22 protein-coding genes are annotated in these 26,188 nt (G+C 71.4%); 10 read left to right on the top strand and 12 right to left on the bottom strand.

What is annotated here, in order from left to right:
• Positions 1-55: 55 nt before the first annotated feature.
• From GH740_RS07290 to GH740_RS14210, 3 genes are all read right to left on the bottom strand, one after another.
• Positions 56-967, bottom strand: a complete 912-nt coding sequence (locus GH740_RS07290; RefSeq protein ID WP_253941277.1) for an IniB N-terminal domain-containing protein — start codon at positions 965-967, stop codon at positions 56-58.
• 103 nt (positions 968-1,070) lie between these two features.
• A complete protein-coding gene (locus tag GH740_RS07285) occupies positions 1,071-3,578 on the bottom strand; it encodes a LuxR C-terminal-related transcriptional regulator (RefSeq protein WP_153745391.1) in 2,508 nt (835 codons plus the stop codon).
• A gap of 14 nt (positions 3,579-3,592) precedes the next feature.
• Complete coding sequence (locus tag GH740_RS14210) at positions 3,593-5,566, bottom strand: Hsp70 family protein (protein WP_153745390.1); 1,974 nt, start codon at positions 5,564-5,566, stop codon at positions 3,593-3,595.
• Between the two features lie 306 nt (positions 5,567-5,872).
• Between GH740_RS14210 and groES the strand changes: the two genes are divergently transcribed.
• From groES to GH740_RS07265, 3 genes are all read left to right on the top strand, one after another.
• Positions 5,873-6,169 carry a co-chaperone GroES gene (groES, locus tag GH740_RS07275; protein ID WP_017203655.1) on the top strand — a complete coding sequence of 99 codons (297 nt, stop codon included), beginning with the start codon at positions 5,873-5,875 and terminating at the stop codon, positions 6,167-6,169.
• Between the two features lie 113 nt (positions 6,170-6,282).
• Complete coding sequence (gene rarD / locus GH740_RS07270) at positions 6,283-7,215, top strand: EamA family transporter RarD (RefSeq protein ID WP_367641061.1); 933 nt, start codon at positions 6,283-6,285, stop codon at positions 7,213-7,215.
• 117 nt (positions 7,216-7,332) lie between these two features.
• Positions 7,333-8,610: an ABC transporter substrate-binding protein gene (locus GH740_RS07265; protein ID WP_153745389.1), complete on the top strand. Its 1,278-nt coding sequence runs from the start codon at positions 7,333-7,335 to the stop codon at positions 8,608-8,610.
• A 96-nt stretch (positions 8,611-8,706) separates the two neighbouring features.
• On the opposite strand, the gene GH740_RS07260 is transcribed toward GH740_RS07265, so the two are convergent.
• The 4 genes from GH740_RS07260 to GH740_RS07245 are packed head-to-tail and all read right to left on the bottom strand — an operon-like array spanning position 8,707 to position 12,849.
• Positions 8,707-9,444 carry an ABC transporter ATP-binding protein gene (locus GH740_RS07260; protein WP_367640982.1) on the bottom strand — a complete coding sequence of 246 codons (738 nt, stop codon included), beginning with the start codon at positions 9,442-9,444 and terminating at the stop codon, positions 8,707-8,709.
• Positions 9,441-10,439 (bottom strand): ABC transporter ATP-binding protein, encoded by a 999-nt coding sequence (locus tag GH740_RS07255; RefSeq protein ID WP_367641059.1) that lies wholly within the window; start codon positions 10,437-10,439, stop codon positions 9,441-9,443. The genes GH740_RS07260 and GH740_RS07255 overlap by 4 nt, the downstream gene beginning before the upstream one ends.
• A gap of 52 nt (positions 10,440-10,491) precedes the next feature.
• Positions 10,492-11,469: a branched-chain amino acid ABC transporter permease gene (locus tag GH740_RS07250; protein WP_153745387.1), complete on the bottom strand. Its 978-nt coding sequence runs from the start codon at positions 11,467-11,469 to the stop codon at positions 10,492-10,494.
• A 3-nt stretch (positions 11,470-11,472) separates the two neighbouring features.
• On the bottom strand, positions 11,473-12,849 hold the full coding sequence (locus tag GH740_RS07245) for a branched-chain amino acid ABC transporter permease (protein WP_367640979.1): 1,377 nt from the start codon (positions 12,847-12,849) through the stop codon (positions 11,473-11,475).
• 274 nt (positions 12,850-13,123) lie between these two features.
• Between GH740_RS07245 and guaB the strand changes: the two genes are divergently transcribed.
• The 6 genes from guaB (at position 13,124) to GH740_RS07215 (ending at position 20,566) form a co-directional block, all read left to right on the top strand.
• Positions 13,124-14,626: an IMP dehydrogenase gene (guaB, locus tag GH740_RS07240; RefSeq protein WP_153745386.1), complete on the top strand. Its 1,503-nt coding sequence runs from the start codon at positions 13,124-13,126 to the stop codon at positions 14,624-14,626.
• 360 nt (positions 14,627-14,986) lie between these two features.
• Positions 14,987-16,105, top strand: a complete 1,119-nt coding sequence (locus GH740_RS07235) for a GuaB3 family IMP dehydrogenase-related protein (protein ID WP_153745545.1) — start codon at positions 14,987-14,989, stop codon at positions 16,103-16,105.
• On the top strand, positions 16,102-16,908 hold the full coding sequence (locus GH740_RS07230; protein WP_153745385.1) for an SURF1 family protein: 807 nt from the start codon (positions 16,102-16,104) through the stop codon (positions 16,906-16,908). Before GH740_RS07235 ends, GH740_RS07230 begins: the two co-directional genes overlap by 4 nt.
• Before the next feature lie 38 nt (positions 16,909-16,946).
• Positions 16,947-17,414 carry a DUF3817 domain-containing protein gene (locus GH740_RS07225; protein ID WP_153745384.1) on the top strand — a complete coding sequence of 156 codons (468 nt, stop codon included), beginning with the start codon at positions 16,947-16,949 and terminating at the stop codon, positions 17,412-17,414.
• Entirely contained in the window at positions 17,411-19,027 is a 1,617-nt protein-coding gene (guaA, locus tag GH740_RS07220) for a glutamine-hydrolyzing GMP synthase (protein ID WP_367640976.1), read from the top strand. The genes GH740_RS07225 and guaA overlap by 4 nt, the downstream gene beginning before the upstream one ends.
• Before the next feature lie 156 nt (positions 19,028-19,183).
• Positions 19,184-20,566: a glycosyltransferase gene (locus GH740_RS07215; protein ID WP_367640974.1), complete on the top strand. Its 1,383-nt coding sequence runs from the start codon at positions 19,184-19,186 to the stop codon at positions 20,564-20,566.
• A 23-nt stretch (positions 20,567-20,589) separates the two neighbouring features.
• On the opposite strand, the gene GH740_RS07210 is transcribed toward GH740_RS07215, so the two are convergent.
• The 4 genes from GH740_RS07210 to GH740_RS07195 form a co-directional block, all read right to left on the bottom strand.
• Positions 20,590-21,303 (bottom strand): MBL fold metallo-hydrolase, encoded by a 714-nt coding sequence (locus GH740_RS07210; protein WP_153745383.1) that lies wholly within the window; start codon positions 21,301-21,303, stop codon positions 20,590-20,592.
• An 87-nt stretch (positions 21,304-21,390) separates the two neighbouring features.
• On the bottom strand, positions 21,391-22,602 hold the full coding sequence (gene ligD / locus GH740_RS07205) for a non-homologous end-joining DNA ligase (RefSeq protein WP_153745382.1): 1,212 nt from the start codon (positions 22,600-22,602) through the stop codon (positions 21,391-21,393).
• Between the two features lie 55 nt (positions 22,603-22,657).
• Entirely contained in the window at positions 22,658-22,975 is a 318-nt protein-coding gene (locus tag GH740_RS07200; protein WP_153745381.1) for a helix-turn-helix domain-containing protein, read from the bottom strand.
• A 195-nt stretch (positions 22,976-23,170) separates the two neighbouring features.
• The gene (locus GH740_RS07195) at positions 23,171-24,088 is read right to left on the bottom strand and encodes a Bax inhibitor-1/YccA family protein (protein ID WP_153745380.1); all 918 of its coding nucleotides are present in this window, start codon (positions 24,086-24,088) and stop codon (positions 23,171-23,173) included.
• 161 nt (positions 24,089-24,249) lie between these two features.
• On the opposite strand from GH740_RS07195, the gene GH740_RS07190 reads away from it, so the two are divergent.
• Positions 24,250-25,224: a glycerophosphodiester phosphodiesterase family protein gene (locus tag GH740_RS07190; RefSeq protein WP_367640971.1), complete on the top strand. Its 975-nt coding sequence runs from the start codon at positions 24,250-24,252 to the stop codon at positions 25,222-25,224.
• 88 nt (positions 25,225-25,312) lie between these two features.
• Here GH740_RS07190 and GH740_RS07185 read toward each other — a convergent pair whose 3' ends face one another.
• Positions 25,313-26,179: a hypothetical protein gene (locus tag GH740_RS07185; RefSeq protein WP_153745379.1), complete on the bottom strand. Its 867-nt coding sequence runs from the start codon at positions 26,177-26,179 to the stop codon at positions 25,313-25,315.
• Between the last annotated feature and the right edge of the window lie 9 nt (positions 26,180-26,188).

Here is a 26,188-nt window from a genome sequence, read left to right as displayed (position 1 = left end):
CGCCTCCGGCCCTTCGGCGCCCGCACCCGGCGCGGGCAGCGGGGCCGGCACCCGGTCACGGTTCATCGAACGCGACATCCATCGGCGGCTCGGCGTCGACGTACGCGCCGCCCGCGTCGTCCGCGCCGTCGTCCAGGCCCACCTCGGCCGGAAGCACCGTGGGATCCGGCGCGGCCGCGAGCGCGGCATCCGCGGCGCCGGTGTCGTCCGCCGGAGCGTCGTCCACCGGCGCGTCGTCCGCAGGAGCCGCGTCGTCCGTCGCCGGCGCGTCGTCCGTCGCCGGCGCGTCGCCGGCCGTCCCGCCGTCGGAGGTGGCCGCCACGGCCAGCCCGGCGCCGTCGCCGTTGAACGAGTCGGTGACGGTGGTGTCCACGTCGGTCTGACTGGAGCTGTCGTTGTACGACCCGTCGATATCGGCATCCACGGTGGTCGTGGTGTCGGTGGAGGAGTCGTTGTACGAGTCGTCGATGGTGACGGTGGTGTCGGTGTTCCCGAGGGAGACGTCGCCCATCGTGGTCGTGGTCGTGGAGTGGTCGATGTCGTGGCCCGCGGCGGACGACCCGTCACCGGAGGCGAGGACCGCCTCGTGATCGAACTGCTGGGTCACGTCGCCGTCGGCCCAGATGCTCTGGTTGACGGACTGGTCGACGATGGTGGACCGGTTGTCGAAGTGGAACGTCTGCGCCATCCTCGTGATCTCGCGGATGACGACCGGGTCGGCGGCGTACATGTGGACGACCGGATGGGTGACCACCACCACCTCGTCGCGCGCGTGCACCTGCGGATGGTCGATCACGACCGGGCTCACCGCCTGCACGTCGGCGGCGCTCACCCCGCTCAGCCCATGGCGGGCCAGCATGCCGTCGGGGTCCTTCTGGAACTCGTCCAGCGCCGCGGGGTCACGCAGCAGGCTCAGGATGAAGTCGATCAGCGCGTTCGCGATCGTCGTCAGCAGTGTGGTCATCATGCACGCTCCTCGCTGGATCTGTCAGCGGTCGCCGTCGCATCCGACGCTACGCGTCCGGTCTGCGTCCGGGATCGGGGTTGTCCCCGATTCGCCTCGTGGGGGATTAGGGAGTCCATGGGGATCCCTCCGTGTCCGCCGGTGCGGCGCTGAGAGCGACCCGCAGCCGTGCGACAAGGTCCGAGCGGCTCGTGGCCGCGAGCTTCTGCCGGATCCGGGCGATGTGATGCTCGGCCGTGCGCGGGGAGATGAAGATCATCCGGCCAATCTCGGCGTATGTCCTGCCCTCGACCACGAGGCGAGCCACCTCGAGCTCGCGTTCGCTGAGCCCGGCGACGTTGGCGGCGGAGCGGAGGGCGCCCTCCGGCACGGGCGTGAGCGGATCGGGGGCGGCGGGAGGATGCAGCTGACGGGCGCACGCGAGCAGGCGCGCCACCGTGCGCCGGTCGTCGGCGCGGGCGGCGCCGTGGCCCGCGAGCCGCGCGCCGTCCCAGGCCAGGCCGCACGCGGCCAGCTCGATCGCCGCCTCCTCGACGGCATCCGGGTCGACGTGGCCTGCGAGCACCGACATCCAGATCCTGCCGGCGCCCGCCATCGTCGCGGCGATCGCGCTGTGCGCGGCGGCGTCCACGAGCGCGTGGGCATGCGGGGCGACGCGATCCGGCTCGTCCAGGAGGATCCCCTGCTGGATGCCGGCCCAGCGCAGGTGCACGGACCAGACAGCGGGCGATCCGAGCCGTTCCAGCAACGCCAGCGCGTCGTCCATCAGCGGCTGCAGCGTGCTGTGGTCGCCGATCCGGGCGACGGCGGCGACCAGCGACGCAAGGGGCAGCAGGAGGAACAGGTCGACGGTGACCTGCTGCACGTCGTCGCGCACCTGCTCCCACAGCATCCGCAGATCGGCGACCTCCTCGTACCGGCGGGTCAGCGCCACCCGCACGGCGGTCTCGAGGAACCTGTCGCGCGGCGTCCACGGCTGCCGGATCAGGTGTGCGCGCCGGAGACACTCGCGCGCCTGCGCAGGCTCCTCGCGCTGGATCGCCAGCCATCCACTCCACAGCAGCAGCCGGCGGCGGGCCCACGTCCCGCCATGGTCGCCGGCGACCGCGGCGGAGATGATGTGCGCGGCCGTTGTCGGTTCGCCCAGGCCCACGGCGGCCACCGCGGCGATCACCGCCGGCAGCTCGGTCACCGGGGCGGCCGATCCGGTGACGGTGTACAGGCGCGAGGCCCGGGCGAGGTCGCTGAGCGCGCGGGTGCCGGCGGGCGCGTCGACGGTGCGCCGCAGACCCGCCGCGGTCGTCGCGAGGGCGACGCTCAGCGTCGTGGGCGGGGGCTCGGCGTCGGCCGATGGCGTGCCGGGGGGCCGCGCGGTGCCCACCGCGAGGCGCGTGATGTCGGCCATGGGGGCGGATGCCGTGCCGAGCGCACCGTCGTGGATCGTCCGCGCTACCGGCATCATTCCGCGCGCGGCCCAGATGGCTGCGAGCATGGCGGCGACATCGGGGTCGTCGCCGCGGGCCGCCACCCCGTCCAGCAGCACGGCGGCGCGATCGATGTCGCCGGCCGCCCACGCCGCACGGGCGCGGATCGGCGTCGCCTCCGCGGCGGGGGCGCCGGTCTCCAGTGCCCGGCGGCACAGCGCCTCGGCCCGCACCGGGTCGGTGTCCGCGAGCCGTGCGGCCTCGGCGAGCAGTGCGCGACCGATCTCGGCATCCCGCGTCCCGCTCCAGTCGACGGGGCCGGTGAAGATCTCCGACACGGCCGCCGCGGTGTCGCCACGCTGCGACAGCTCGCGCAGCCGGTGAAAGGGGATCGTCGTGCGGACCGCGTCCCGGACGATCGGGATCGCGGCGCCGTTGCGCAGCAGCAGCCCTTCCGAGAAGCCCTGCGCTATCACGTCGTCCGCGCCCGGCGCGGGGTTCCCCCCGCCGAGGCTGATCGCCTCGAGGGCGTCGCGCAGCGTCGCATCCACCGACAGCAGCCGCTGGGCCACCCGCTCCACCAGGTGATGGCGCAGCGACGCGTGGTCGGCGTCGCCGCATCCGCCCGGGTCGTGGACGCTGAGAGCCTCGGTGACCAGCCACGTCATGCCCCCGGTGATCCGGATGATGTCGTCGACACAGTCAGCGGGCAGCACGCACTGCCGGACCGCGAGGTACGCGGAAAGGTCATCGGCTCGCACCTGCCCGGCCACGATCGTGGGCAGCGCGTGCTCGAGCCGCATCGTCGCCTGGACCAGGGCGTCCGTCCGCGGCCACGGGCGGCTCGCCACAATGAGCGCCGTGTGGGTGACCGCCGCTCGCTCGGACAGGCCGTGCAGCGCGGTGGCGGGCAGAAGGTGCAGATCGTCCGCGATGAGGACCTCGTCGGGCGGCACGAGGGCGGCATCCACGGACGCGTCCATCGTCCGCGTGATCACTCCGCGCTCGGCCAGCACCGCCCGCACCCGGTGCAGCACCGTCGACTTGCCGGAGCCGGCACTGCCGACGATGAACGCGCGCGGCGGCTCCTGGGCGGCGATCAGCGCATCGACCATCCGCTGCGCGTGCCGGGCCCCGGTCAGCAGCGGCCGGAGCGGGCCCGCGGTATGGCTGGTCGCAGTGGTCGGCATGCTCCTGTCCGTCCTCACAGAACCGGGTCGGCGGTCGCTTCGGGAGTCGGTTCGGGGGAGGGCGGCGCGGGGGACGGCGCCGGGCCGGGCGCGGGTTCGACCGTCGGGGCGGGGTCGGGGGCGGGTTCCGCGGTCGTGCTCGGGTCGGCGGCGGGAGCCGGGGGCTCGGGATCGGGGGTCGATGCGGGCGGATCGGGATCGACGGTGGGTGCCGGTGCGGGCTGGTCGGTGGGGTCGGGCGTGGATGCGGGCGGGTCTGTCGGTGCCGGCTGCTCGACGGGCGGGTCCGCAGGGGTCGGCGCCGTGGTCGGCGTGGTCTCCGGTGCAGTCTGCGTCTGCGACGGCCCGGATCCGCCCGCGGGGGTGCCGGGGGCGGCGTCAACGGTCGAGGGCGGGTCGCCGGGCGCGGTCATCGTCGGGATCCGCCGTGGATGCGTGGTCCCGTGCCCCGGCGACGACGGGGCGGTGGCGATCGGCAGCAGCGGCGGGTCGTCGATGAGGCGCAGACCGGTGCGCAGCGGCGGCGCCGGGCGGGAGGCGACCACGCGCAACGGCGACATGATCTGCACGCCCGGGCCGCCGCGCTCGGGAAGCAGCGCCTGCGAGGCGCGGGCGGGCCGCGCGGCGTCGTCGCTCGGTCCGTCGTCGTCGGTGGTGGCCGGCGTGGGGTACGCGCTGTCGTCGAAGTCCAGCCGCAGCCCCGCAGCCATCGAGCCGCCGAGAACGATCCCGGCCGCGACGAGAGCGGCCCCCGCGATCAGGGCGGCGGAGTACCAGCGGTTCCCCGCCGGGGCTGCGAGCGCGTGGATCTCCTGCGCAGGGCTCTCGGCGTGGCGCCGCGGCGCCACCCGGAGAGCCTCGTCGCGTGCCTGGATCTCATTCGCTGCGTCGGCCGCGGCACACGCGCATTCCCACCCCCACCCGGCGGCGCCCAGGACGGCGAGGAACGCAGGGTCCGCGTCGGTGCAGACGGGCCGGCCCAGGTGCTCGGACAGGCGCTGTGCCACGAGCGGCATCCGTGCGCCGCCGCCGCTGGGCACGACGGCCCGGACGCGATCGGCCGTCGTTCCGGTCGCGGCGAGCGCGGCATCCACCGCATCCAAGGTGCGTTGGATGACGGGCTGCGCCATCGCCTCCAGCTCGGCGCGGGTGAGCCGGATGCCGGCGACGTCGGGGGCCAGGGCGACCGGGATGACGGCGGCGGCATCCGCGGACAGGGCCTCCTTCACCCTCGCGCAGTCGCCCCGGAAGCCGGTGATGGCGCCGGTCGCGGCGGGATCGTCGTCCTCGAGCGCGCGGGCGAGGGCATCCGAGGATGACGCGGCGTAGCGCATGACGGCATCGTCCACGTCCGCGCTGCCGACGTCCGCGAGGGACACCGGGTCGCCGTGCACGCAGAGATTGTGCTCGTCGTCCTCGCCCACCACCGTGACCGAGAACGTCGCCGCGCCGAGGTCGTACACCACCAGCACGTCGCCGCCCTCCACAGGGTGGGCGGCGGCGCCGACCCGGGCGGCGGCCAGGGGGGCGCTGATCAGCTCCGCATCGTGCACGCCGGCGCCATCCAGGGCGCGGCGAATCACGGCGCGCCGGTATTCGCCCCAGTCGACGGGGCACACCAGCGCGACCCGCTCCGGAGCCCGTCCTTCGCGCTCCGCGGCGAGGCTGACCACATGGGCGACGGCCTGCGCGAAGACATCCTCCGCAGGCAGACGCCACCCGCTCACCACCAGAGGGACATCTTCCCCCACGAGCCGCGCGAACCCGTCCACCCGGGTCTGCGGATGCAGCAGGCCGTGCGCCTGCGCGCTCTCGCCGAACAGGATCGCGCCCTCCTCGAGCACCGCGGCGACGGCGGGAAGGGCGTCGTCCCGGCTGCCCAGCCGGATCGGCGTCGTGGCGACGATCTCATCCGTGCCCGGGCGCGCGACGGCGGCGGTGATGGTGCTCGCCCCGACATCCACCGCGAGCACGTACGCGTCACCCATGTGCTTCGCCCCCGATCGCGAATGCACACGCCCCGAACCATTCGACGCAACGGACCCGATCCGCCGACACCCCAGTGCGTGGTTCCTTCTTGCTCACAGACCACCGAGCAATAGTGCTGGGGACCGAGTGTACGCCGCGTCCTCAGACCCGACAAGAGTCGGGAGACCGGAGCCTGCCGGCCCGCCGCGTGTCGTCCGGATTGGCACTCGCGTTGCGTGAGTGCCAGCGCATGCCTAAACTGGGATCAGCACTCGACATGTCAGAGTGCTAACGAGTCTTCAGTCTCAACAAGGAAGAGGTAGACCGTGTCGGTTTCCATCAAGCCGCTCGAGGACCGCATCGTCATCAAGCAGGTCGAGGCCGAGCAGACCACCGCGAGTGGCCTGGTCATCCCCGACACCGCGAAGGAGAAGCCCCAGGAGGGCGAGGTCGTCGCGGTGGGCCCCGGCCGCATCGACGACAACGGCAACCGTGTTCCGCTGGACGTCGCCGTCGGCGACCGCGTGCTGTACAGCAAGTACGGCGGGACCGAGGTCAAGTTCGGCGCCGACGAGTTCCTCGTCCTGTCGGCCCGTGACGTGCTGGCGGTCGTGGTCCGCTGAGTCCTGTCCGCGAGGGCCCGGATGCGACCGCATCCGGGCCCTCCGGTTTTTCCGCCGTCCACCTTCGCCCGGTGGACGGCAGCGCGTGAGGCGAGAACGAGGCTGGAGCGGTGATCCGGAGCACAGCGGGGCGCAGTGACACCGCGGTCGGGGGAGTGTACGCGTTCGTCGCGTACCTGCTGTGGGGCGCGTTCCCCCTCTACTTCATCACGCTGCTGCCGGCCGGTCCCTGGGAGGTCGTGGCCTGGCGGGTGCTGCTGGCGCTGTTGTTCTGCGTGCTCGCGCTGACGGTGACCCGCGGATGGCGCGCGATCGGCCGTGTGGTGCGGCAGCCGCGGCTCCTGGGCTGGACCGCGGTGGCCGGGGTGCTCATCTTCGTCAACTGGACCGTGTACCTCATCGCCACGCTCACCGGCCATGTCATCGAGGCCAGCCTGGGGTACTTCATCAACCCCATCGTCACGGTGCTGCTGGGGGTGCTCGTGCTCCACGAGCGCCTGCGCGTCGCGCAGTGGATAGCCATCGGCGTGGCCCTGGTCGCGGTCGTGGTGATCGTCGTGGGGTACGGCCAGGTGCCGTGGATAGCGCTCGGCCTCGCGTTCTCGTTCGGCCTGTACGGGCTCGCGAAGAACCGGGTCGGCCCGTCCGTCGACGCGCTCACCGGCCTCACCCTGGAGACAGCGTGGCTGGCGCCGGTCGCCGCCGGGATGCTCGTCTGGGTCTCCGCGACCGGCGGGATCACGTTCGGCGCGTACGGCACGGGACATGCGGTACTGCTGGGCTCGGCGGGCGTGATCACCGCGGTGCCGCTGCTGTTCTTCGCCGCCGCCACCCGACGCGCACCGCTGAGCCTGATCGGCCTGCTGCAGTTCCTCACGCCGATCCTGCAGTTCATCACCGGCGTCGTCATCCTGCACGAGGAGATGTCCAACGAGCGCTGGATCGGCTTCGCGCTGGTCTGGGTGGCACTGGTCATCCTCACCGCCGATTCGCTGCGCCAGGCGCGCCGCAACCGCACGCCCGCCGAGATCGCCGAGGTCGTCTGAGCTCGCCGGGCGGCGAAACGTTAACGCACCGATATCTGTGATACACGAATCCGTACCCGCGTGCCCATAGGGTTAGAGCACCCACCGTGGCTCGCCACGTTCAAGCAAAGGAGCACAATGAACGGAATGAGAGGCCTGCGCCGAGGCAAGACGATCGCAGCGATCGCCCTTGCTGGTGCGGCCGCGGTCGTGCTGGCCGGTTGCAGCGGCTCGCCCGCCACCAACCCGAGCAGCACGAACAGCGGCAACAAGGGGCCGGCGACGGAGCTCACCCTCAAGCTCGGATCGCTGCTTCCGCAGACCGGATCGCTCGCGTTCCTCGGTCCGCCCATGGAGGCCGGTGTCGGTCTCGCCGTGAAGGAAGTCAACGACGCCAAGGCGGGCATCACGCTCGACTACACGTCCGGCGACGAAGGCGACACCGACACGAAGGCGTACGAGACCTCCGTCACGAAGCTGCGCAGCGCGGGCATCACGGCAATGGTCGGTGCGGCGGCATCCGGTGTCACGAAGCTGATCCTGGACGGCAACGTCAGCGCCGGCATCCTCACGGTGTCGCCGTCGAACACGTCGCCGGACTTCACCGACTTCCCGGGGAAGAACGGACTGTTCTACCGCACCGCGCCGAGCGACCTGCTGCAGGGTGAGACCCTGGGCAACCTGATCGCCGAGGACTCGCACCAGTCGCTGGGCATCATCTACCAGAACGACCCGTACGGCACCGGCCTGGCGAAGGCGATCAAGTCGACGTTCGAGGGCAGCGGCGGCAAGGTCGTCGCCGAGGCGTCGTTCAACGTCGGTGACGCGCAGTTCGACTCGCAGGTGGCGACGATCAAGGCGGCCAACCCCGATGCCGTCGCCGTGGTCTCGTTCGACCAGTTCAAGACGATCGGTCCTCTGCTGGTGAACGCCGGCCTGAAGTCGTCGAGCTTCTACCTGGTCGACGGCAACACCGTGGACTACAGCAACAAGAAGGACATGCCCGTCTCGCTCGCCGGCGCGCAGGGCACCCGTCCCGGTCCGGCACTGTCCGACGACTTCCAGCAGCGTCTGCAGACGTTCTGGAAGGGCGCGGGCAACTCCGAGCTGAAGGACTTCACCTACTCGGCGGAGGCCTATGACGCTGTCGTCCTCATCTCGCTCGCAGCGCTGGCGGCCAAGTCGGTCACCGGCAAGGACATCGCGGGCAAGATGCAGGCCGTCTCCGGCGGCGCGAGCGGCGGCACCGAGTGCGACAGCTTCGCGAAGTGCGCGCAGATCATCGCCGACGGCGGAACACCGGCCTACAAGGGCTACTCCGGTGAGAGCAAGTTCGACGAGAAGGGCGACCCGCACGGCGCCGTGATCGGCACGTTCAAGTACAAGGCGGACAACACCTACGAGCGGACCAACTGATCCGATTCGTACGAAGCGCCCCGGGCCGATGGCCCGGGGCGCTTTGCCGTGGCGGTGACATCCCCTCGCCGTCGCGGATGCGGGGGATGCGGCGGGCTACGCGGCTTCGGTGCCGAGTGTGCCCAGGTACAGGCCGATGACCTTCGGGTCGTTCAGCAGGTCGCGGCCGGTGCCCTCGTAGGCATCCTTGCCCTGGTCCAGCACGTAGCCGCGGTCGCAGATCTGAAGGCAGCGGCGCGCGTTCTGCTCGACCATGATCGTGGTCACGCCGGCCTTGTTGATGTCGGAGACGCGGATGAAAGCGTCGTCCTGCCGCACCGGGGACAGGCCCGCGGAAGGCTCGTCCAGCAGCAGCACGGACGGGTCCATCATCAGCGCCCGGCACATGGCGACCATCTGCCGCTCCCCGCCGGACAGCGATCCGGCGCGCTGGTTCAGGCGTCCGCCGAGCTCCGCGAAGATGCCGGTGACGAACTCGAGCCGCCGGGCGTAGATCTTCGGGTTCTGGTACAGGCCCATCTGCAGGTTCTCGGCGATCGTCAGCGACGGGAACACGTTGTTGGTCTGCGGCACGAACGCGACGCCGCGGGCGACCAGCTTGTCGGCCTTCAGGCCCACGATGCTCTCGCCGTTGACCCGGATGTCGCCGCCGCGCACCTGCACGAGCCCGAAGATGGCCTTCAGCAGCGTCGACTTGCCGGCGCCGTTCGGGCCGATGATGCCCACGAGCTCGCCCTCGTGCGCGACGAGGTTCGCGCCGTTGAGGATGTTGACCCCGGGCAGATACCCGGCGTGCACGTCGGTCAGCTCGACGACAGCCTTGGATCCGGTCACGAGCGGTCCCCCTTCCGGGTGTCGGTGGATGTCGCATCCGGGTGCTCGGGCCGCACGTCGGCATCGTCGCCCTCGGCGATCTCCAGGCGCTCCTCCTCGATCTCCTCGAGCAGGTCGATCGCCGACGTGTTCAGCTCACCGGCGATGCGTCCGGTGACCACTCCCAGGTCGACATCCTGGTGGCTGCCCAGGTACGCGTCGATCACCGCGGCATCCCGCATCACGGCGTCCGGCGGACCCTCCGCGACGACGCGGCCCTCGGCCATCACGACGACCCAGTCGGCGATGTGGCGCACCATGTGCATGTCGTGCTCGACGAACAGCACCGTGGTGCCGGTGTCCTTCAGATCCAGGATGTGGCCGAGGAGCGACTGGGTGAGCGCGGGGTTGACGCCGGCCATCGGCTCGTCGAGCATCACCAGCTGCGGGTCGCACATCAGCGCGCGCGCCATCTCCAGGAGCTTGCGCTGCCCGCCGGACAGTGACGCCGCGAAGTCCTTCTCCTTCGTGTCGAGCTTGAAGCGCACCAGCAGATCGCGGGCCTTCTGCTCGATTTCGCGCTCCTGCGGGCGCCAGATGAACCGCAGCAGCGACGTCCAGAACCGCTCGCCGATCTGATCGCGCGCGCCGAGCTTCATGTTCTCGAGCACCGTCAGCAGCGACAGCGCCTTCGTGAGCTGGAACGTGCGGACCTGGCCCATCCGGGCGACCTTGAACGACGGGACGCCGGCCAGCTCCGTGCCGTCGTACGCCCAGTGGCCCGTGTTCGGCTTGTCGAACCCGCACAGCAGATTGAACAGCGTCGTCTTGCCGGCGCCGTTCGGCCCGATCAGGGCGGTGATGGCGCCGCGCGGAATCTCCAGGTGCTCGACGTCGACGGCGTTCAGGCCCCCGAACCGGCGGGTGACACCGTCGATCACGAGGATCGGGTCGTTCTTGGCGACACCGGGCGCCGGCTCACCGACGGCCAGTCCGGTCGTCTTGGGACGGTGGATGCCGGTGGTGGACGTGGTGGGCTCGATCGGGGCGGACCCGGACCCGGACTCGCTACTTGACAAAGGTCATCTCCCTCTTGTCGCCGAGAATGCCCTGCGGGCGGAAGATCACCAGCAGCATGAGCGCAACGCCGACCAGGATGAACCGGATCGTGGCCGCCTGGAACGTCGAGAACGGCAGGAGCCCGGCGGATGCCAGGTCCGGCAGCAGATTACCGAGGAACGCGAATATCACCCAGAACAGGATCGTGCCCAGGGTCGGGCCGAAGATCGTCGCGGCACCGCCGAGCAGCAGGATCGTCCACAGGAAGAACGTGAGCGAGGTCGAGTAGCTGCCGGGCACCGCCGCCGAGGGCAGCACGAACACTATGCCGCCGGCTGCGCCGATCACGCCGCCCAGCACGAGCGACTGCATCTTGTACGCGAACACGTTCTTGCCGAGCGCGCGCACGGCGTCCTCGTCCTCGCGGATGCCCTTCAGCACGCGGCCCCACGGGCTGCGCATGAGCAGCCACACCAGCACTATCGACGCCGCCAGCAGCAGCAGGCCGAACGTGCGCTCCCACAGCTCGTTCTGGTTGAACGTCCACGGGCCGAACCCGTACGTGCCGGTGGGGAACGGGTTCGCGCCGCGGAACCCGGCGTGGTAGCCGGCCAGGCCCGCCGATCCGCCGGTCCACTGCTCGAACACCTGCGTGAGCAGCAGCAGCCGGATGATCTCGGCCGCGGCTATCGTCGCGATGGCGAGATAATCACCGCGCAGCCGCAGCGTCGGGATGCCGAGGATCAGGGCGAACAGGGCACCGGCCGCGAGGCCGATCAGCATGCCCAGCCACCACGGCAGCCCGAACGAGAGCACCGAGATCGCGTACCCGTAGCCGCCGACGGCCATGAACGCAGCCATACCGAAGTTCAGTAGGCCGCCGTATCCGAAGTGGACCGCGAGCCCGGTGGCCGCCAGCGCGTACGCGATGGTGACGGGACTGATCAGGTAGACGGCGGTGTTCGAGAAAATGCCTCCCCAGTCCATGGCTCAGCCCAGCCTTTCCTTGCGACCGAGCAGCCCTTGGGGCCGCACCAGCAGAATGACGATAAGCACGATCAGCGCGCTCGCGTACTTCAGATCCGACGGGATCCACAGCGTCGAGACTTCGATCGCTATGCCGACGATGAGCGATCCGACGAGGGCGCCGAACGCGGTGCCCAGGCCCCCCAGCGTCATCGCGGAGAAGATCAGCAGCAGCATCTGCACGCCCATGTCCCACTTCACGCCGGGGCGGAAGTAGGCCCACAGGACGCCGGAGGTCGCCGCGAGCAGGCCCGCGAGGATCCAGACGATCCGGATGACCCGGTCGACGTTGATGCCGGACGCCGCCGCGAGCTGGGGGTTGTCCGAGATTGCGCGGGTGGCCTTGCCGATCCGGGTGCGGGTCAGGAAGAAGCCCACCGCGAGGATCGCGACGAGGCTCACGACCATGCTGATCACGTCGATGTAGGACAGCGATATAGGACCGATGTGGAACGGCTCGGGGCTGGCGCCGGGCAGCTGCAGCGTTCCGCCGCCGATCAGGAACTGGAAGAAGTACCGCAGTGCCAGCGACAAGCCGATGCTGACGATCATTATCTGCACCGTGCTCAGGCCCTTGCGCCGCAGTGGATGCCAGATCCCGGCATCCATCCCCAGCCCCAGCGCACCGCCGGCGATCACGGCGAGGATGAGCCCCGCCCACAGCGGCATGTTGAAGATCCCGGTGGCGACGAACGCGACCAGGCCCCCCCACGTCACCATCTCGGCGTGCGCGAAGTTGGCCAGTCGGGTCGTGCCGTAGATCAGGGCTGCACCCATCGAAGCCAGGCCGAGCAAGAGGCCGAAGTTCAGGCCCTGCACGGCGCGGGACAGCAGCTGCGACGCGAAGGCCTCCGTCACGCGCTCGCCGTGGCCGAGGAACAGGTTGACGATCTTCGTGTTCGTCAGGCCGAACTCGACATCCTGCGACGCCGACTCGCCCTGCACGATCACACCCTTGGGCAGGGTCGCCTCATCCACCGTCAGCGTGTACTTCGCCTTCGCGGGCACGTACAGGCGCCACCGGCCGGTGGCGTCCGTCTTCGTCTGCGCGTCGAAGCCGTTGCCCGAGATCTTCACGACGACGCCGTCCACCGGCTTGTCATCGAACTTGATCACGCCGGCGAAATAGAAGTCCGTCTTCGGCGCGTTCTCGTCCGCGGGCACCACGCCCGGATGGGACTGCGCTGCTGCGACGGTCACCGCGACGCCGGCCGGCGCCGGCTCGAGCGCGGACGCCGCAGCGACCGGCTGTACCAGCAGAAAGAGGGCGGTCGCCGCAGCACCCAGCAGTGCGACGCGCCAGTTTCCGAGTCGGCGAAGCGCCGCAGTCCTGTGTTTCACGCAACCTCCACATCGAGTCCACGCGGCGCCGACGGGTACCCGGCACCGCTCAGCGTGACGGTTTGAGCGTAACGTGCTCGGCGGCTTTGTCCTACCACAGGCCCCCGAACGTGCGGCGTCCGTGACCCGCGACGGGTCGTTCTCGGCCGCCGTCACGGGCGGTCACCCATCACGGCGCGCGTACAATGGGAGGTGGCGGAGTGTCAGTCCTTCCGCGCTTTGGCGCCCGCCGCCCGCTGCGTCGACGCGCGCCCAGGGCGCGAGAGGAGCCTTCATGGAACAGCCCGACCCGTTCGGCTTCGTCGGACTCACCTACGACGATGTCCTCCTCCTGCCGGGGCACACGGATGTGATCCCCAGCGAGGCGGACACCTGCTCGCGCGTGACCCGGCGGATCACGGTGGCCACCCCGCTGATCTCCGCGGCGATGGACACCGTGACCGAGGCGCGGATGGCCATCGCCATCGCGCGACAGGGCGGGCTCGGCATCCTCCACCGGAACATGTCGATCGAGGACCAGGCCGGCATGGTCGACCAGGTCAAGCGCAGCGAGTCGGGCATGATCACGAACCCGATCACGACGACCCCGGATGCGACGATCGAAGAGGTCGACGCACTGTGCGCGCAGTACCGCATCTCCGGCCTGCCGGTGATCGCCGAGGACAGGCGGCTGGTCGGGATCATCACGAACCGCGACATGCGGTTCGTGTCCGGCTTCGAGCGTCAGACCACGAAGGTGCGCGACGTGATGACCAGCGAGGGCCTGATCACCGGGCCCGTCGGGATCAGCGCCGGCGAGGTGATCGCCACGTTCGCGAAGTACCGCGTCGAGAAGCTGCCGTTGCTGGACGAGGACGGCAAGCTCGCCGGGCTCATCACGATCAAGGACTTCGACAAGAGCGAGAAGTACCCGCTGGCGACGAAGGACGAGCAGGGGCGGTTGCGCGTCGGCGCGGCGATCGGATTCTTCGGCGATGCGTGGCAGCGTGCGGAGGCGCTGCGTGATGCCGGCGTGGACGTGCTGGTCGTGGACACGGCCAACGGCCAGTCCGCGGGCGTGATCGACCTGGTGCGCCGGCTGAAGGCGGATCCGTCGTTCGACGGCATCGACGTGATCGGCGGCAACGTCGCGACCCGGGAGGGCGCCCAGGCGCTGATCGACGCCGGGGTGGATGCCGTGAAGGTGGGCGTGGGCCCGGGGTCGATCTGCACGACGCGGATCGTCGCGGGCGTCGGCGTGCCGCAGGTGACCGCGGTGTACGAGGCGTACCTGGCGGCTCGTTCATCCGGCGTGCCGGTGATAGCGGACGGCGGCCTGCAGTACTCCGGCGACATCGCGAAGGCGCTCGTGGCCGGGGCCGACTCGGTCATGATCGGATCCCTGTTCGCGGGCACCGACGAGGCGCCCGGGGAGATTGTGTTCCAGGGCGGCAAGCAGTTCAAGCAGTATCGCGGGATGGGGTCGCTGGGCGCGCTGCAGACCCGCGGCAAGAAGACCTCGTATTCGAAGGACCGGTATTTCCAGGCCGACGTCCCGAGCGACGACAAGCTGATCCCGGAGGGGATCGAGGGCCAGGTCGCGTACCGCGGCCCGCTGTCGGCCGTGGCGTACCAGCTCATCGGAGGGCTGCGTCAGTCGATGTTCTACGTCGGCGCGCGCACCGTCGAGGAGTTGAAGCAGCGGGGCAGGTTCGTGCGGATCACCGCCGCCGGGCTCAAAGAGTCGCACCCCCACGATGTGCAGATCGTGGTCGAGGCGCCGAACTACAAGAAGTAGGCGCCCGGGCCGGGGCATTCCGCCTCGATGACGGCCGAGCTCGACGGCTGGCCCGCGCCCTCCTCCTGTGCCCCTCTTTCCGCGAGGCATCCCCCAACTCCGCGAGGCATCCCTTAACTTGCCGAGGCATCCCCGAACTTGCCGAGGCATCCCCGAACTTGCCGAGGCATCCCTTAACTTGCAGAGGGGACCCTCGCAGAATTCGGGGCTACCTCGCGGAGTTGGGGGCTGTCTCGCGGACTTGGGGGCTGTCTCGCGGATCTAAGGGATGTCTCGCGGAGTTGGGGGATGCCTCGTGCGGGAAGCGCGGGACGCGCGGGAAGCGCGGGAAGGGGGCGCGGGTAGGGTGGAGTGGTGAGCATGGACATCGAGCTGGGCCGCGCGAAGCGCGCCCGTCGCGCGTACACGTTCGATGACATCGCGGTGGTGCCCTCGCGGCGCACACGCAACCCCGAGGACGTCTCCACCGCCTGGTCCATCGACGCGTACCAGTTCGCGGTGCCGGTGATCGGCGCCCCGATGGACTCCGTCGTCAGCCCCACCACCGCCATCATGCTCGGCAAGCTCGGCGGGCTCGGCGTCCTCGACCTCGAAGGCGTCTGGACGCGGTACGAAGACCCCGACCCCCTCCTCGCCGAGATCGCGGCCCTCGACGAGGGCGACGCCACCCGCCGCATGCAGGAGCTGTACACCGAGCCGATCAAGCCCGAGCTCGTGCGCGATCGCCTCGCCCAGATCCGCGAGGCCGGCGTCACCGTCGCCGGATCGCTCACGCCGCAGCGCACCCAGGAGCTGTACGAGACCGTCGTCGCCGCCGGCGTCGACCTTTTCGTGATCCGCGGCACCACGGTGTCCGCCGAGCACGTCTCGTCGGTGGCGGAGCCGCTGAACCTGAAGAAGTTCATCTACGACCTCGACGTCCCCGTCATCGTCGGCGGCGCCGCCACCTACACGGCTGCGCTGCACCTGATGAGAACCGGCGCCGCCGGCGTCCTCGTCGGATTCGGCGGGGGAGCGGCATCCACCACCCGGGCGACCCTCGGCATCCACGCCCCGATGGCCACCGCCGTCGCCGACGTCGCCGGCGCGCGCCGCGACTACATGGACGAGTCCGGCGGCCGCTACGTGCACGTGATCGCCGACGGCGGGGTGGGCACGTCCGGGGACATCGTGAAGGCCCTCGCGATGGGGGCGGATGCCGTCATGCTCGGCGTCGCCCTGGCCCGGGCGACCGACGCCCCCGGCCGCGGCTTCCACTGGGGGCCGGAGGCGCACCACCCGCAGCTGCCGCGCGGCCGCCGTGTGCACGTCGGCCAGGTTGCCTCGCTCGAGGAGATCCTCTACGGGCCGGCGCCGGTCGCCGACGGCACCGCGAACCTGATCGGCGCGCTTCGCAAGTCGATGGCCACCACCGGCTACTCCGACCTGAAGGAATTCCAGCGCGTCGAGGTGGTCGTCGCGCCGTACGGCGTGGAATGACCGCGCCCGACGACCTCCCCGAGGTCTTCCCGCCCACGCTGCGCGAGGTGATGCTGCGGCCCCGCTGGCTCGCGATGCTCGCGCTGTGCCTTGCCGTCGCCGGCGTGTTCGCATGGCTCGGGCAGTGGCAGCTCGCCCGGGCCCTGGACACCATCCCTGTCGAGGCCGGGCAGACCGAAAAGGTCGTCCCGATCGAGGATGTCGTCGCCCCGGGCGCCTACCTGAACGCCCCGCTCGTGGGCCAGAAGGTCGGCGCGCACGGCGCGTTCGTGCCGGGGGACTTCCTCGTCGTCTCGCGGCGGATCAACGACGGCGTCGAGGGCTTCTGGGTCACCGGGCAGTTCCGTGTCGACGCCGCGGCGCCCACGTCGCTGGCCGTCGCCGTGGGCTGGGCTCCGACGCTGCAGCAGGCGAGGGATGCCGCGGCCGGCCTGAACGCCGCGCCGCCGGCATCCACCACCGTCACCGGACGCGTGATCTCGGACGAAGGCCCCGCGGTGCCGCCGCGCGACGACCCGTTCGCGCTCACCACGATGTCGCCGGCGGCCCTGCTCAGCCGCTGGCACGACACCGCGGGCCTGGACGTCTACCGACCGTACCTGACCTCCGAGCAGGCGCCGGCCGGGCTCATCACCATCTCCTCGCGTCCTCCCGAGGGGCAGGCCGGCCTGAACTGGCTCAACCTCTTCTACGCCGCCGAGTGGGCGATCTTCGCCGGCTTCGCGTTCTACCTCTGGTACCGGCTGGCGAAGGACGCGTGGGAGAAGGAGGTCGAGGAGCTGGAGGAGCCGGACGCCGGCTGAGCGAAAGGCGCTCCCGACCGCGCCGGTAGGATGGACGCATGGCCCTCGCCCCGAAACTGGCGTCCTTCCCTGCCATCCGTGGCGCGCTGAAGTTCTACCAGATCTGCTCCGTCATCACCGGCACGTTCCTGCTGTTGCTGGTGGCCGAGATGATCATGAAATACGGCTTCGGCCAGGAGCTGTTCCTCGGCGGTGCCGGCGGGTTCCTGTACCTGTCGCCGGTCACGTTCGACGGCAAGTCCACCGGCAACGGACTGAACCTGAACATGACGATCCTCATCGTGCACGGCTGGTTCTACGTCGTGTACCTGTTCAGCTGCTTCCGCGTGTGGAGCCTCATGCGCTGGCAGTTCTGGCGGTTCATCATGCTCGCCGCCGGCGGCGTGGTCCCGTTCCTGTCCTTCATCATGGAGACCGTCGTCGCCCGCGACGTGCGCCACTACCTCGCCGACCGCGAGGCCACGGCATCCGAATCCTCCACCCGCTCACCCGAAGGAGCCCGGTGACCGAGCAGACCGAGACCTCGCAGCGCCCCGTCCTGGTCGTCGACTTCGGCGCGCAGTATGCGCAGCTGATAGCCCGCCGCGTCCGGGAGGCGGGCGTGTACAGCGAGATCGTCCCGCACGACGCGACCGCGGCCGAGATCGCCGCCCGCAACCCGGTGGCGATCATCCTCACCGGCGGGCCGTCGTCGGTGTATGAGGAGGGCGCCCCCCGGCTCGACCCGGCCGTGTTCGACCTCGGCGTGCCGACGCTGGGCATCTGCTACGGGTTCCAGGTCATGGCGCAGGCGCTCGGCGGCGAGGTCGCCAACACCGGCCTGCGCGAATATGGGGCGACGGATGCCACGCTCGCCGACGCCTCCAACGGCGACGGCGACGGCGGCGACGACCGCGGCGGCGTGCTGCTGGCCGGCACCCCCGCGCAGCAGAACGTGTGGATGAGCCACGGCGACCAGGTCTCCCGCGCCCCCGAGGGCTTCACGGTCCTCGCACGCACCGCCGCCACCGAGGTCGCCGCCTTCTGCAACGCCGCGAAGGGACTGTACGGCGTGCAGTGGCATCCCGAGGTGAAGCACACCACGTACGGCCAGCGCGTGATCGAGAACTTCCTGCACAACGCCGCGGGGCTGCCCGCCGACTGGAACAGCGGGAACGTGATCGCCGAGCAGGTCGAGCGCATCCGCGCCCAGGTCGGCAGCGCCCGCGTCATCTCCGCGCTGTCCGGCGGCGTCGACTCCGCGGTGTCCACTGCGCTCGTGCACCGGGCGATCGGCGACCAGCTGACCGCCGTGTTCGTCGACCACGGGCTGCTGCGCAAGGGCGAGCGCGAGCAGGTCGAGAACGACTACGTCGCCTCGACCGGTGTGAAGCTGATCACGGTGGATGCCGCGGACACGTTCCTCGGGCACCTGGCCGGCGTCACCGACCCGGAGGAGAAGCGCAAGGTGATCGGGCGCGAGTTCATCCGCGCCTTCGAGAAGGTGCAGCGCGACCTCGTCGCCGAGGCCGCGGCGGAGGGGGAGCCGATCCGCTTCCTCGTTCAGGGGACGCTGTACCCGGATGTCGTCGAGTCCGGCGGCGGCTCGGGCACCGCGAACATCAAGAGCCACCACAACGTCGGCGGGCTGCCCGAGGACCTCGACTTCGAGCTCATCGAGCCGCTGCGGACCCTCTTCAAGGACGAGGTCCGCGCGATCGGCCGCGAGCTCGGCATCCCCGAGGCGATCGTCGGCCGCCAGCCGTTCCCGGGGCCGGGCCTCGGCATCCGGATCATCGGCGAGGTCACCCGGGACCGGCTCGAGATCCTCCGCGAGGCCGACGCCATAGCGCGCGAGGAGCTCTCCGCCGCGGGCCTGGACGCCGAGATCTGGCAGTGCCCCGTCGTGCTGCTGGGCGATGTGCGCTCGGTGGGCGTGCAGGGCGACGGCCGCACCTACGGGCACCCCGTCGTGCTGCGGCCGGTCTCGAGCGAGGACGCGATGACCGCGGACTGGACGCGCCTGCCGTACGACGTGCTCGCGCGCATCTCGAACCGCATCACGAACGAGGTCCGCGAGATCAACCGGGTCGTCCTCGACGTCACAAGCAAGCCCCCCGCCACCATCGAGTGGGAGTAGCGCGCCCCGCGCCGCGCGCCGCGCCGCGCCCCGCGCCCCGCGCGCCGCGCCGAACCCACCTCGTAGTGCCGAACCCACTCGCTGCCGCGGGTGGGTTCGGCACTGACGGGTGGGTTCGGGGATGCCGCGGCCGGCGGGCCGCGGCAGGATGGAGGGGTGACCTCCTTCCCCCACGCGGCGTATGTGGTCCTGTCGAGCCGGCTGATCCCCGACCTGGACGGCGGGTACACGCTGGCCACGCTCGCGCGGGCGCGGCAGATGGCGGCCGCGGGCGTGCACGACGGCGCCGGCCCGCTGCTGCTCACCGTTGATCCCGGCACGGCCGCCGACCACGCCCGGCACCGCCGCGAGTTCGACGAGCGCGACCTCGTCACCGACCCGGCCCGCATGCGCAACCTGTTCGACGAGGCGTCCGCCTCCGGCGGGGGCGCGGCGCGCTGGCTCCGCGATGCCGCGAAAACCGGCCAGCCGGATCCCGCGCTCGAGTACCGCGTCGTCGCCGACGGCGCGGTCGCGCTCCCGGTGATCCCCCACGATCCCGACTGGCACATCTGCACGGCGCCGGTGGCGGTCCGGGATGCCGCGGGCACCACGATCGGGGTGCTCGACGGGTTCGGAGCGCTGTATCGCGCGTGGCTCGATCATGTCGTGGCGCAGCTGCGCCACGGTGACCCGGCGCTGCCGGTGGTCGTGCTGTGCGAATCGCGGCAACTCGGCGAGCTGCTGGCCGGCTGGGGCGACCCGGGCGTCCGCCTCATCCACGCCATCCACACGATTCACCTCGAGCCGCCATACAGCCCCGACGCCCCGGTGAACGCGCTGTGGTCGCGCTGGTTCGCCCTCGCCGAGCGGTTCGACGCGGTGCTGTGGCTGACTGCCGAGCAGCGCGCCGACGCGCGGCGGCGCTTCCGACTGGACGGCGTGCACGTTGTCGTGCCGCACGGCGTGTCGGCCGCGGCATCCGTGGTTCCGCCCGCCCGCCGCGAGAAGGGCCGCGTCGTGATGCTGAACCGGCTCGCGTCGGGCAAGCGCATCGACCACGCCATTCGCGCGTTCGCGGACGTCGTCACGGCGGTCCCCGCGGCGCGCCTGGACGTGTACGGCGACGGCTCCGAGCGCGCGGCGCTGCAGCGCCTTATCGACGAGCGCGGGCTGGGCGCGCACATAGCGCTGCACGGATCGGTCACGGACCCGGACCGCGTGCTGAACGAGGCATCCGTCCTGCTGTTCACGTCCGCGTTCGAGGGGCAGGGGCTCGCCGTGGTCGAGGCGCTCGCGCACGGCTGCCCGGTCGTCTCGTACGACGTGCGCTACGGCCCGCGCGACGCGCTCGCGGACGGCGGCGGCATCCTCGTGCCGGACGGGGATGTCGCCGGGCTCACCGCCGCGCTGGTGCGGGTGCTCGACGACCCGGAGCTGCGCGTGCGGCTCTCACGCGAAGCCGTGCAGTCGGCGCGCCGGGTCGACCCCGAGCACGTGATGGATGCGCTGGCCGCCGCGGTCCGGGATGTCCTGGCGGTGCCGTCCCGGCGGGTGTGACGCCGGCGTCAGACGGCCGCGCGTCAGACGGCCGCCCCTCGCACGGCCTCCACAATGCGCTCCGGCGACCCGTGCCACGGCGCGCCGTGCCCGGGCAGCACCCATTCCGCGTCCAGCCCCGCGATCCGCTCGAGCGATGCGAGCGCCTGCGCGGGGTCGTCCGTGAACGGGGCGGGAGCGGGACCCGGCACGCCGGTGAGCACGTTGCGCGTGGTCAGCGCGTCGCCGACGAACACCGCGTGCGCCACCGGCGAGTACACCGCGATGCTGCCGGGGGAGTGCCCGGGCAGCGAAATCACGCGCGGCGCACCGGGCAGCTCCAGTTCGGCGCCGTCCTGCACCTCGACCAGGTCGGTGAGCCACCGCGTGCGCATCCCGCCCTTGCGGATCGTGTAGCCGAGGAAGCCGAGCAGCGCGCCCAGCCGCACCGAGCCCCACGCGGTCTTGGGCTTGCCGCCGCCGCGGGCGCGGTCGGCATCGGCGGCGTGCACGTACACGGGCGTCCCGGTCTCGCGGCGCAGCCGCTCGGCGAACCCGAGGTGGTCCGAATCGCCGTGGGTCGCGATCAGCCCGCGGATGTCGGCGAGCGACCGGCCGATAGCCTGGAGCTCTCGCTGCAGGTCGCGCCACTGCCCCGCGAGGCCGGCATCGATGACAGTGATCCCGTCGTCCGTCACGATCAGATAGGCGGCGACGATGTCATTGCCGATGCGGCGGAGATGCGGTCCGAGTTCCATGGGGGCCTTCCGGGGCGGGATGCTGCGGGCATGGCCAGCGTATCGGCCCGGCGTTGCGTGGATCCGGCGCCGCGGCCGGAACCCGCGCTACCGCGCCCAGGGGTCGTAGTCCGCCAGCAGCGGGCCCTGCGCGGGGCGCTCCGCCTCGGGCACGTGCTGCAGGTTGACGCGCACGCGGTACCACAGCGAGCTGGCGCCGCGCATCCCGTCCACCAGCACATCGGCAGGGTGCAGGAGTGCCGCGACGTCGGCGTGCGCGGCCCGCCACTGCGCGAGGGCGTCCTCGGCCTCCGGCTTCGTGCGGGTGCGGGCTATCTCGATCAGCGGCATCGTCGAAGCCCGGCGCCCGTCGGCGCTCGCGCCCCGCGGCGGCTTCTCGGCGGGACCGAGCTGCTCCGCGAGCCGCAGCAGGCCGTGAAGCGACCCGGCGTCGTCGTCGATCCCGGCGTGCGCATCGCCGTCCTCGGCGAACCGCTGCGGCACGGTGAGCACCGTGAACTCGTCCGGGCGCCGCGTGCGCAGCTCGTCCCACCCGAGCGGGGTCGAGACCCGGGCGTCCGGCAGCGCGCGCACCGCGTAGGCGGACGCGACGGTGCGGTCCTTCGCGTTCTGGTTGAAGTCGACGAACACGCTCTCCCCGCGCTCCTCCTTCCACCAGCGCGCGGTCGCCAGGCCCGGCGCGCGCGCCTCGACCTCGCGCGCGAGCGACTCGGCCGCCAGCCGCACGTCGCGGAACTCCCAGTCCGGACGGATCCGCACGAGGATGTGGATGCCGCGCGAGCCGCTCGTCTTCGGCCAGCCGGTCAGACCGTGGTCGGCCAGCACGTCGCGGACCACGAACGCGACGTCCACGATCTGCGCCCACTCCACGCCCGGCATCGGGTCGAGGTCGACGCGCAGCTCGTCCGGGTGATCCAGGTCCTCGGCGCGCACGGGATGCGGGTTCAGGTCGAGGCATCCCAGGTTCACGACCCATGCCAGGCCCGCGGCATCCCGGATCACGGTCTCCTCGGCGGACGTGCCCGAGGCGTACCGGAGCGTCGCGGTGTCGATGAACGGCGGGTGGTTCTCGGGCACGCGCTTCTGGAAGAACGGCTCGGCGTCGATGCCCTTCACGAAGCGCTTCAGCACGAGCGGGCGTCCGCCCGCACCGCGCAGCGCGCCGTCCGCGACCGCGAGGTAGTACTCGATGAGGTCGAGCTTGGTCAGGCCCGGCTCGGGGAAGACGATCTTGTCGGGGTGCGAGATGCGCACGTCGTGCCCGTCGACGTCGAGGTGCGCATCGCCCTTTCCGCTCATCCCGCCACGCTAGCGGGGGCGGGATGCCGCGGCCAGCCCCTCCGCGGCGTCGACCTTATGCGGCGTCGACCTCGGCGGCCCTCGCCGCGGGCTGCAGGGAGTCGGCGACGGCCGATGTCAGGTCGACGAGGGTCAGCTCGAGCGCGCCGGCGACGGCGGCGAGCATCTCGCTGGAGGGCTCCTTGCGCCCCCGCTCCATCTCGGACAGGTACTGGGGAGAGACCCCCGACCGCAGGGCGGTGTCGGCGAGGCGCTCGCCGCGCTCGTGCCGCGTGCGACGCAGGACGTGGCCGACCGCTTCGCGCCACAGCGGCTCGATCGGCGCGCTCGGACGCGACGGCGGCTCCGGATGCAGCGGGATGATCTCGGCCATGGCCTCACGATACGGCCGCGGCGGGGACGCTGTCCGCCCGTTCCGCTGACAGCGGACGGCCCGCGCGGTCCGCGACATCCCGTCCCTTCGTGTCGTCTCCCGCGGCCGAAGCGACACTGCGGGACGGGGATCGGCGCGCCGCAACGGCGAAGGGGGACCGCCCAGCCGGGCGATCCCCCTTCGCAGGACGGGATGTCAGTTGCTGCGCGCTATCGCGATGATGCGCAGGATCTCGATGTACAGCCAGACGACGGTGACCATGATGCCGAAGCCGCCGAGCCAGCCGTAGCGGCGGGGCGCCCGGTTGCGCACGCCCTGCTGGATGAAGTCGAAGTCCTGCACGAGCGAGTACGCGGCCATGATGACCACGAGCACGCCGATGATCAGACCCAGCGGGATGCCGGCGATCTTGATGCTGCTGAGCATGCCGAACGGTCCGCCCGACCCGGCCGGGAACGCGCCGAACATCATCATGCCGACGTTGATCAGCGAGAAGACCAGGTAGCCGATCATCGCGATCATCCAGATCTTCGTCGCCCGCTTGGAGGCGCGGATCTTGCCGCTGGCGAACAGGGCGAGCGTCACGCCGACGACGGCGAGCGTGCCGAGGGTGGCCTGCAGCACGATGCCCGGCCAGATCGTCTCGAAGAACAGCGAGATGCCGCCGACGAAAAGGCCCTCGAATGCGGCATACCCGAAGATCAGGGCGGGGCGCACCTTCTTGGAGAACGACACGATCATCGCGAGGATGAAGCCGCCGGCCATGCCCACGATCCACGGGATCACGTTCGGTGCGGGGTTGTCCACGGTCATCGTCGACGCCGACCACACCCATCCGATGACGGCGGTGACCACGAGCACGGCGAACAGGGCGAGGGTCTTCAGGACGGTGTCCTCGACGCTCATCCGGTCGGTCTCGAGGGCACCGGCGGCCGGGGCCGCGAACTGGCCCTCGAGGTGGGCATTGACGGCCGTGGACTGCGCCTGCTGCGGGAACGCGGTGCTCTGGGTCTGACCGCCGATCGAGGCGGCATCGGCGCCACCCGGGTAGGTCCGGACCGCGCGCCGATCCTGGAACGCGGGGTTGTTGAAGGCGGGGTTTGCCGAAGGCATGCTCGCACACTCCAGAAGTCGAAGGTCACAGCACGGTGCTGTGCCTCCACGATACCGGCGACGGTGCGCCGGTGCGCGGTGCGGCGCTGTGATTCGCCTTTGAACGGGCCGATCCGGCCCGCCGTCCGACCGGGCGCTTCCGCCGTGGGTACTCTGGCGGCGTGCGCGACGAACCCGTCCTCGTGATCGGCCACCGCGGCGCGCCCGGCTACCGCCCCGAGCACACGCGCAGCTCGTACCGGCTCGCGCTGGACTCGGGGGTGGATGCCGTCGAGCCCGACATCGTCCTGGCGAAGGACGGCACGATCGTGGTCCGGCACGAGAACGAGATCTCCGATACCACGGATGTCGCCTCCCGTCCCGAGTTCGCGGACCGCCGGCGCACCGCGACGATCGACGGTCAGCGGGTGACCGGATGGTTCACCGAGGACTTCACGTGGGACGAGCTGACGACCCTGCGCTGCCGTGAGCGCATCCCCGACCTGCGAGCCGGCAGTGCGCATTTCGACGGCCAGGAGCCGATGCTGCGCCTGCGCGACGTGCTGGACCTCGCCGCCGCCGCGGACCGCGGGGTGGTCCTCGAGGTGAAGCACGCCACGTACTTCACCGCGCTGGGGTGGGATGTCGCCGCCATCGTCGCCGACGAGCTGCGGGCGGCAGGCTGGGCCGACGGCGCCCGGCCGCTCGTGGTCGAGTCCTTCGAGCCCACGGTGCTGTCGGCCGTGCGCGAGCGCGGCGTGGTCGCGCAGTACATTCTTCTGCTGGAGGCATCCGGTGCCCCTTTCGACCTCGTCCACGCGCGGGGCGCCGATGCGCCCGAGTTCGCGTGGTTCGCGTCCGTGGAGGGATTGGCCGCGCTCGCGGGGGCTGTCGACGGAATCAGCGTCGACAAGCGGATGCTGCTGGCCGACCGGCGGGGACCGTCGGCGATCGTCGATGACGCGCATGCCCGCGGGCTGCGCGTGTTCACCTGGACGTGCCGGCCCGAGAATGCGTTCTTGACGCGGGCGTTCCGCCGCGGTGGCGGCGAGGCCGCGTTCGGCGACTACGCGGGGGAGTGGGGGATGCTGCGGGATGCCGGCGTCGACGGCGTGTTCGTCGACCATCCGGACCTCGGCATCCGCGTCTTCCGCTGACCGGCCGGGTGGTTTTCGCCAGGCGCGGCGGGCGCGGCGGCGCGGCGGCGGGGCGCCGCATCCGGCGGGCCGGGCGCGGCATCCCGGATCAGCGGGCGTCGGAGAAGACGCCGAGCCGGTCGCCGTCGAGCACGAACTGGACGGCGCTGCCGACCGGCAGGGTGCTGCGCAGCTCTGCGGGCGAGCTCGGGTCGATCAGGAACTGCAGCGTCGCGGGGAAGGATCCCGCTCCGCAGCCCGAGTAGATGGGCCCGTCGATCCCGGCGCCCTCGTCCTGGAGCTGCGCGGTGGCCACGGCGATAAGGCACGGCGCATCCACGCCGAAGCTCACCATGCCGCGCGGGGCGCGCATGATCGTCACGCCGCGGAACGAGAAGCCGAGCGCGCCGGACTGCGCGGAACCGAACAACTGGTCCGGCCAGATGAAGCCGGGCTCGGGGGTGAGCGTCGCTATCTGCCGGGACTCGACGTGCACCGCGATCGGCGCGATCCAGCCGGCCGCGAACGTCGTGCCGGTGGCGACCGCCGCGACCGCGACGAGCGAGGCGACCCACAGCATCCCGAGGCCGCGGGAGAGGAACCAGCGCCGCGGCGGCATCCGGACGGGGGAGGCGGATGCCGGTGGTCTGCCTGCGGCGACCACGACGGGGGCGGCGGATGCCGGCGGTGCGCCTGCGGCGACAACGACGGGGGCGGTGAGGCGGGCGGCGGCGAGGCGAGAGGCGGCCATGGCGGTCAGCGGCGGCAGCGGGGGTTGTGCGGGCGGCATCCCGGGGGCCGCGGCGGGCGTCTCGTGTGGGCCGGCGGTGACAACTTCGGCGGCCTGCGCGGCCCGCTCCTCCGCTTCGAGCGCGTGCAGGCGATGCAAAGCGGTGGGATCGCCCTCGATGTCGGGGGAGGGCCCGTAGGCGCGGGCGCGCAGCATCCGAAGTTCGTCACGAACGGCACTGTCCATGCCTGCATG

Source organism: Microbacterium sp. SYP-A9085, from assembly GCF_009649635.1.
Classification (GTDB): domain Bacteria; phylum Actinomycetota; class Actinomycetes; order Actinomycetales; family Microbacteriaceae; genus Microbacterium.
The sequence above is the reverse complement of the archived record's forward strand: the minus strand, read 5'-3'. Positions and strand labels throughout refer to the sequence as shown.

Coding starts and splice junctions, on each gene's coding strand:
- GH740_RS07200 (WP_153745381.1), bottom strand. CDS start 22,975: ATGGCCGAGATCATCCCGCTGCATCCGGAGCCGCCGTCGCGTCCGAGC.
- GH740_RS07250 (WP_153745387.1), bottom strand. CDS start 11,469: ATGGACTGGGGAGGCATTTTCTCGAACACCGCCGTCTACCTGATCAGT.
- GH740_RS07210 (WP_153745383.1), bottom strand. CDS start 21,303: ATGGAACTCGGACCGCATCTCCGCCGCATCGGCAATGACATCGTCGCC.
- GH740_RS07285 (WP_153745391.1), bottom strand. CDS start 3,578: ATGCCGACCACTGCGACCAGCCATACCGCGGGCCCGCTCCGGCCGCTG.
- GH740_RS07290 (WP_253941277.1), bottom strand. CDS start 967: ATGATGACCACACTGCTGACGACGATCGCGAACGCGCTGATCGACTTC.
- GH740_RS07185 (WP_153745379.1), bottom strand. CDS start 26,179: ATGGACAGTGCCGTTCGTGACGAACTTCGGATGCTGCGCGCCCGCGCC.
- GH740_RS07195 (WP_153745380.1), bottom strand. CDS start 24,088: ATGCCTTCGGCAAACCCCGCCTTCAACAACCCCGCGTTCCAGGATCGG.
- GH740_RS07265 (WP_153745389.1), top strand. CDS start 7,333: ATGAACGGAATGAGAGGCCTGCGCCGAGGCAAGACGATCGCAGCGATC.
- GH740_RS07230 (WP_153745385.1), top strand. CDS start 16,102: ATGACCGCGCCCGACGACCTCCCCGAGGTCTTCCCGCCCACGCTGCGC.
- ligD (WP_153745382.1), bottom strand. CDS start 22,602: ATGAGCGGAAAGGGCGATGCGCACCTCGACGTCGACGGGCACGACGTG.
- GH740_RS07235 (WP_153745545.1), top strand. CDS start 14,987: ATGGACATCGAGCTGGGCCGCGCGAAGCGCGCCCGTCGCGCGTACACG.
- guaB (WP_153745386.1), top strand. CDS start 13,124: ATGGAACAGCCCGACCCGTTCGGCTTCGTCGGACTCACCTACGACGAT.
- GH740_RS07225 (WP_153745384.1), top strand. CDS start 16,947: ATGGCCCTCGCCCCGAAACTGGCGTCCTTCCCTGCCATCCGTGGCGCG.
- GH740_RS14210 (WP_153745390.1), bottom strand. CDS start 5,566: ATGGGTGACGCGTACGTGCTCGCGGTGGATGTCGGGGCGAGCACCATC.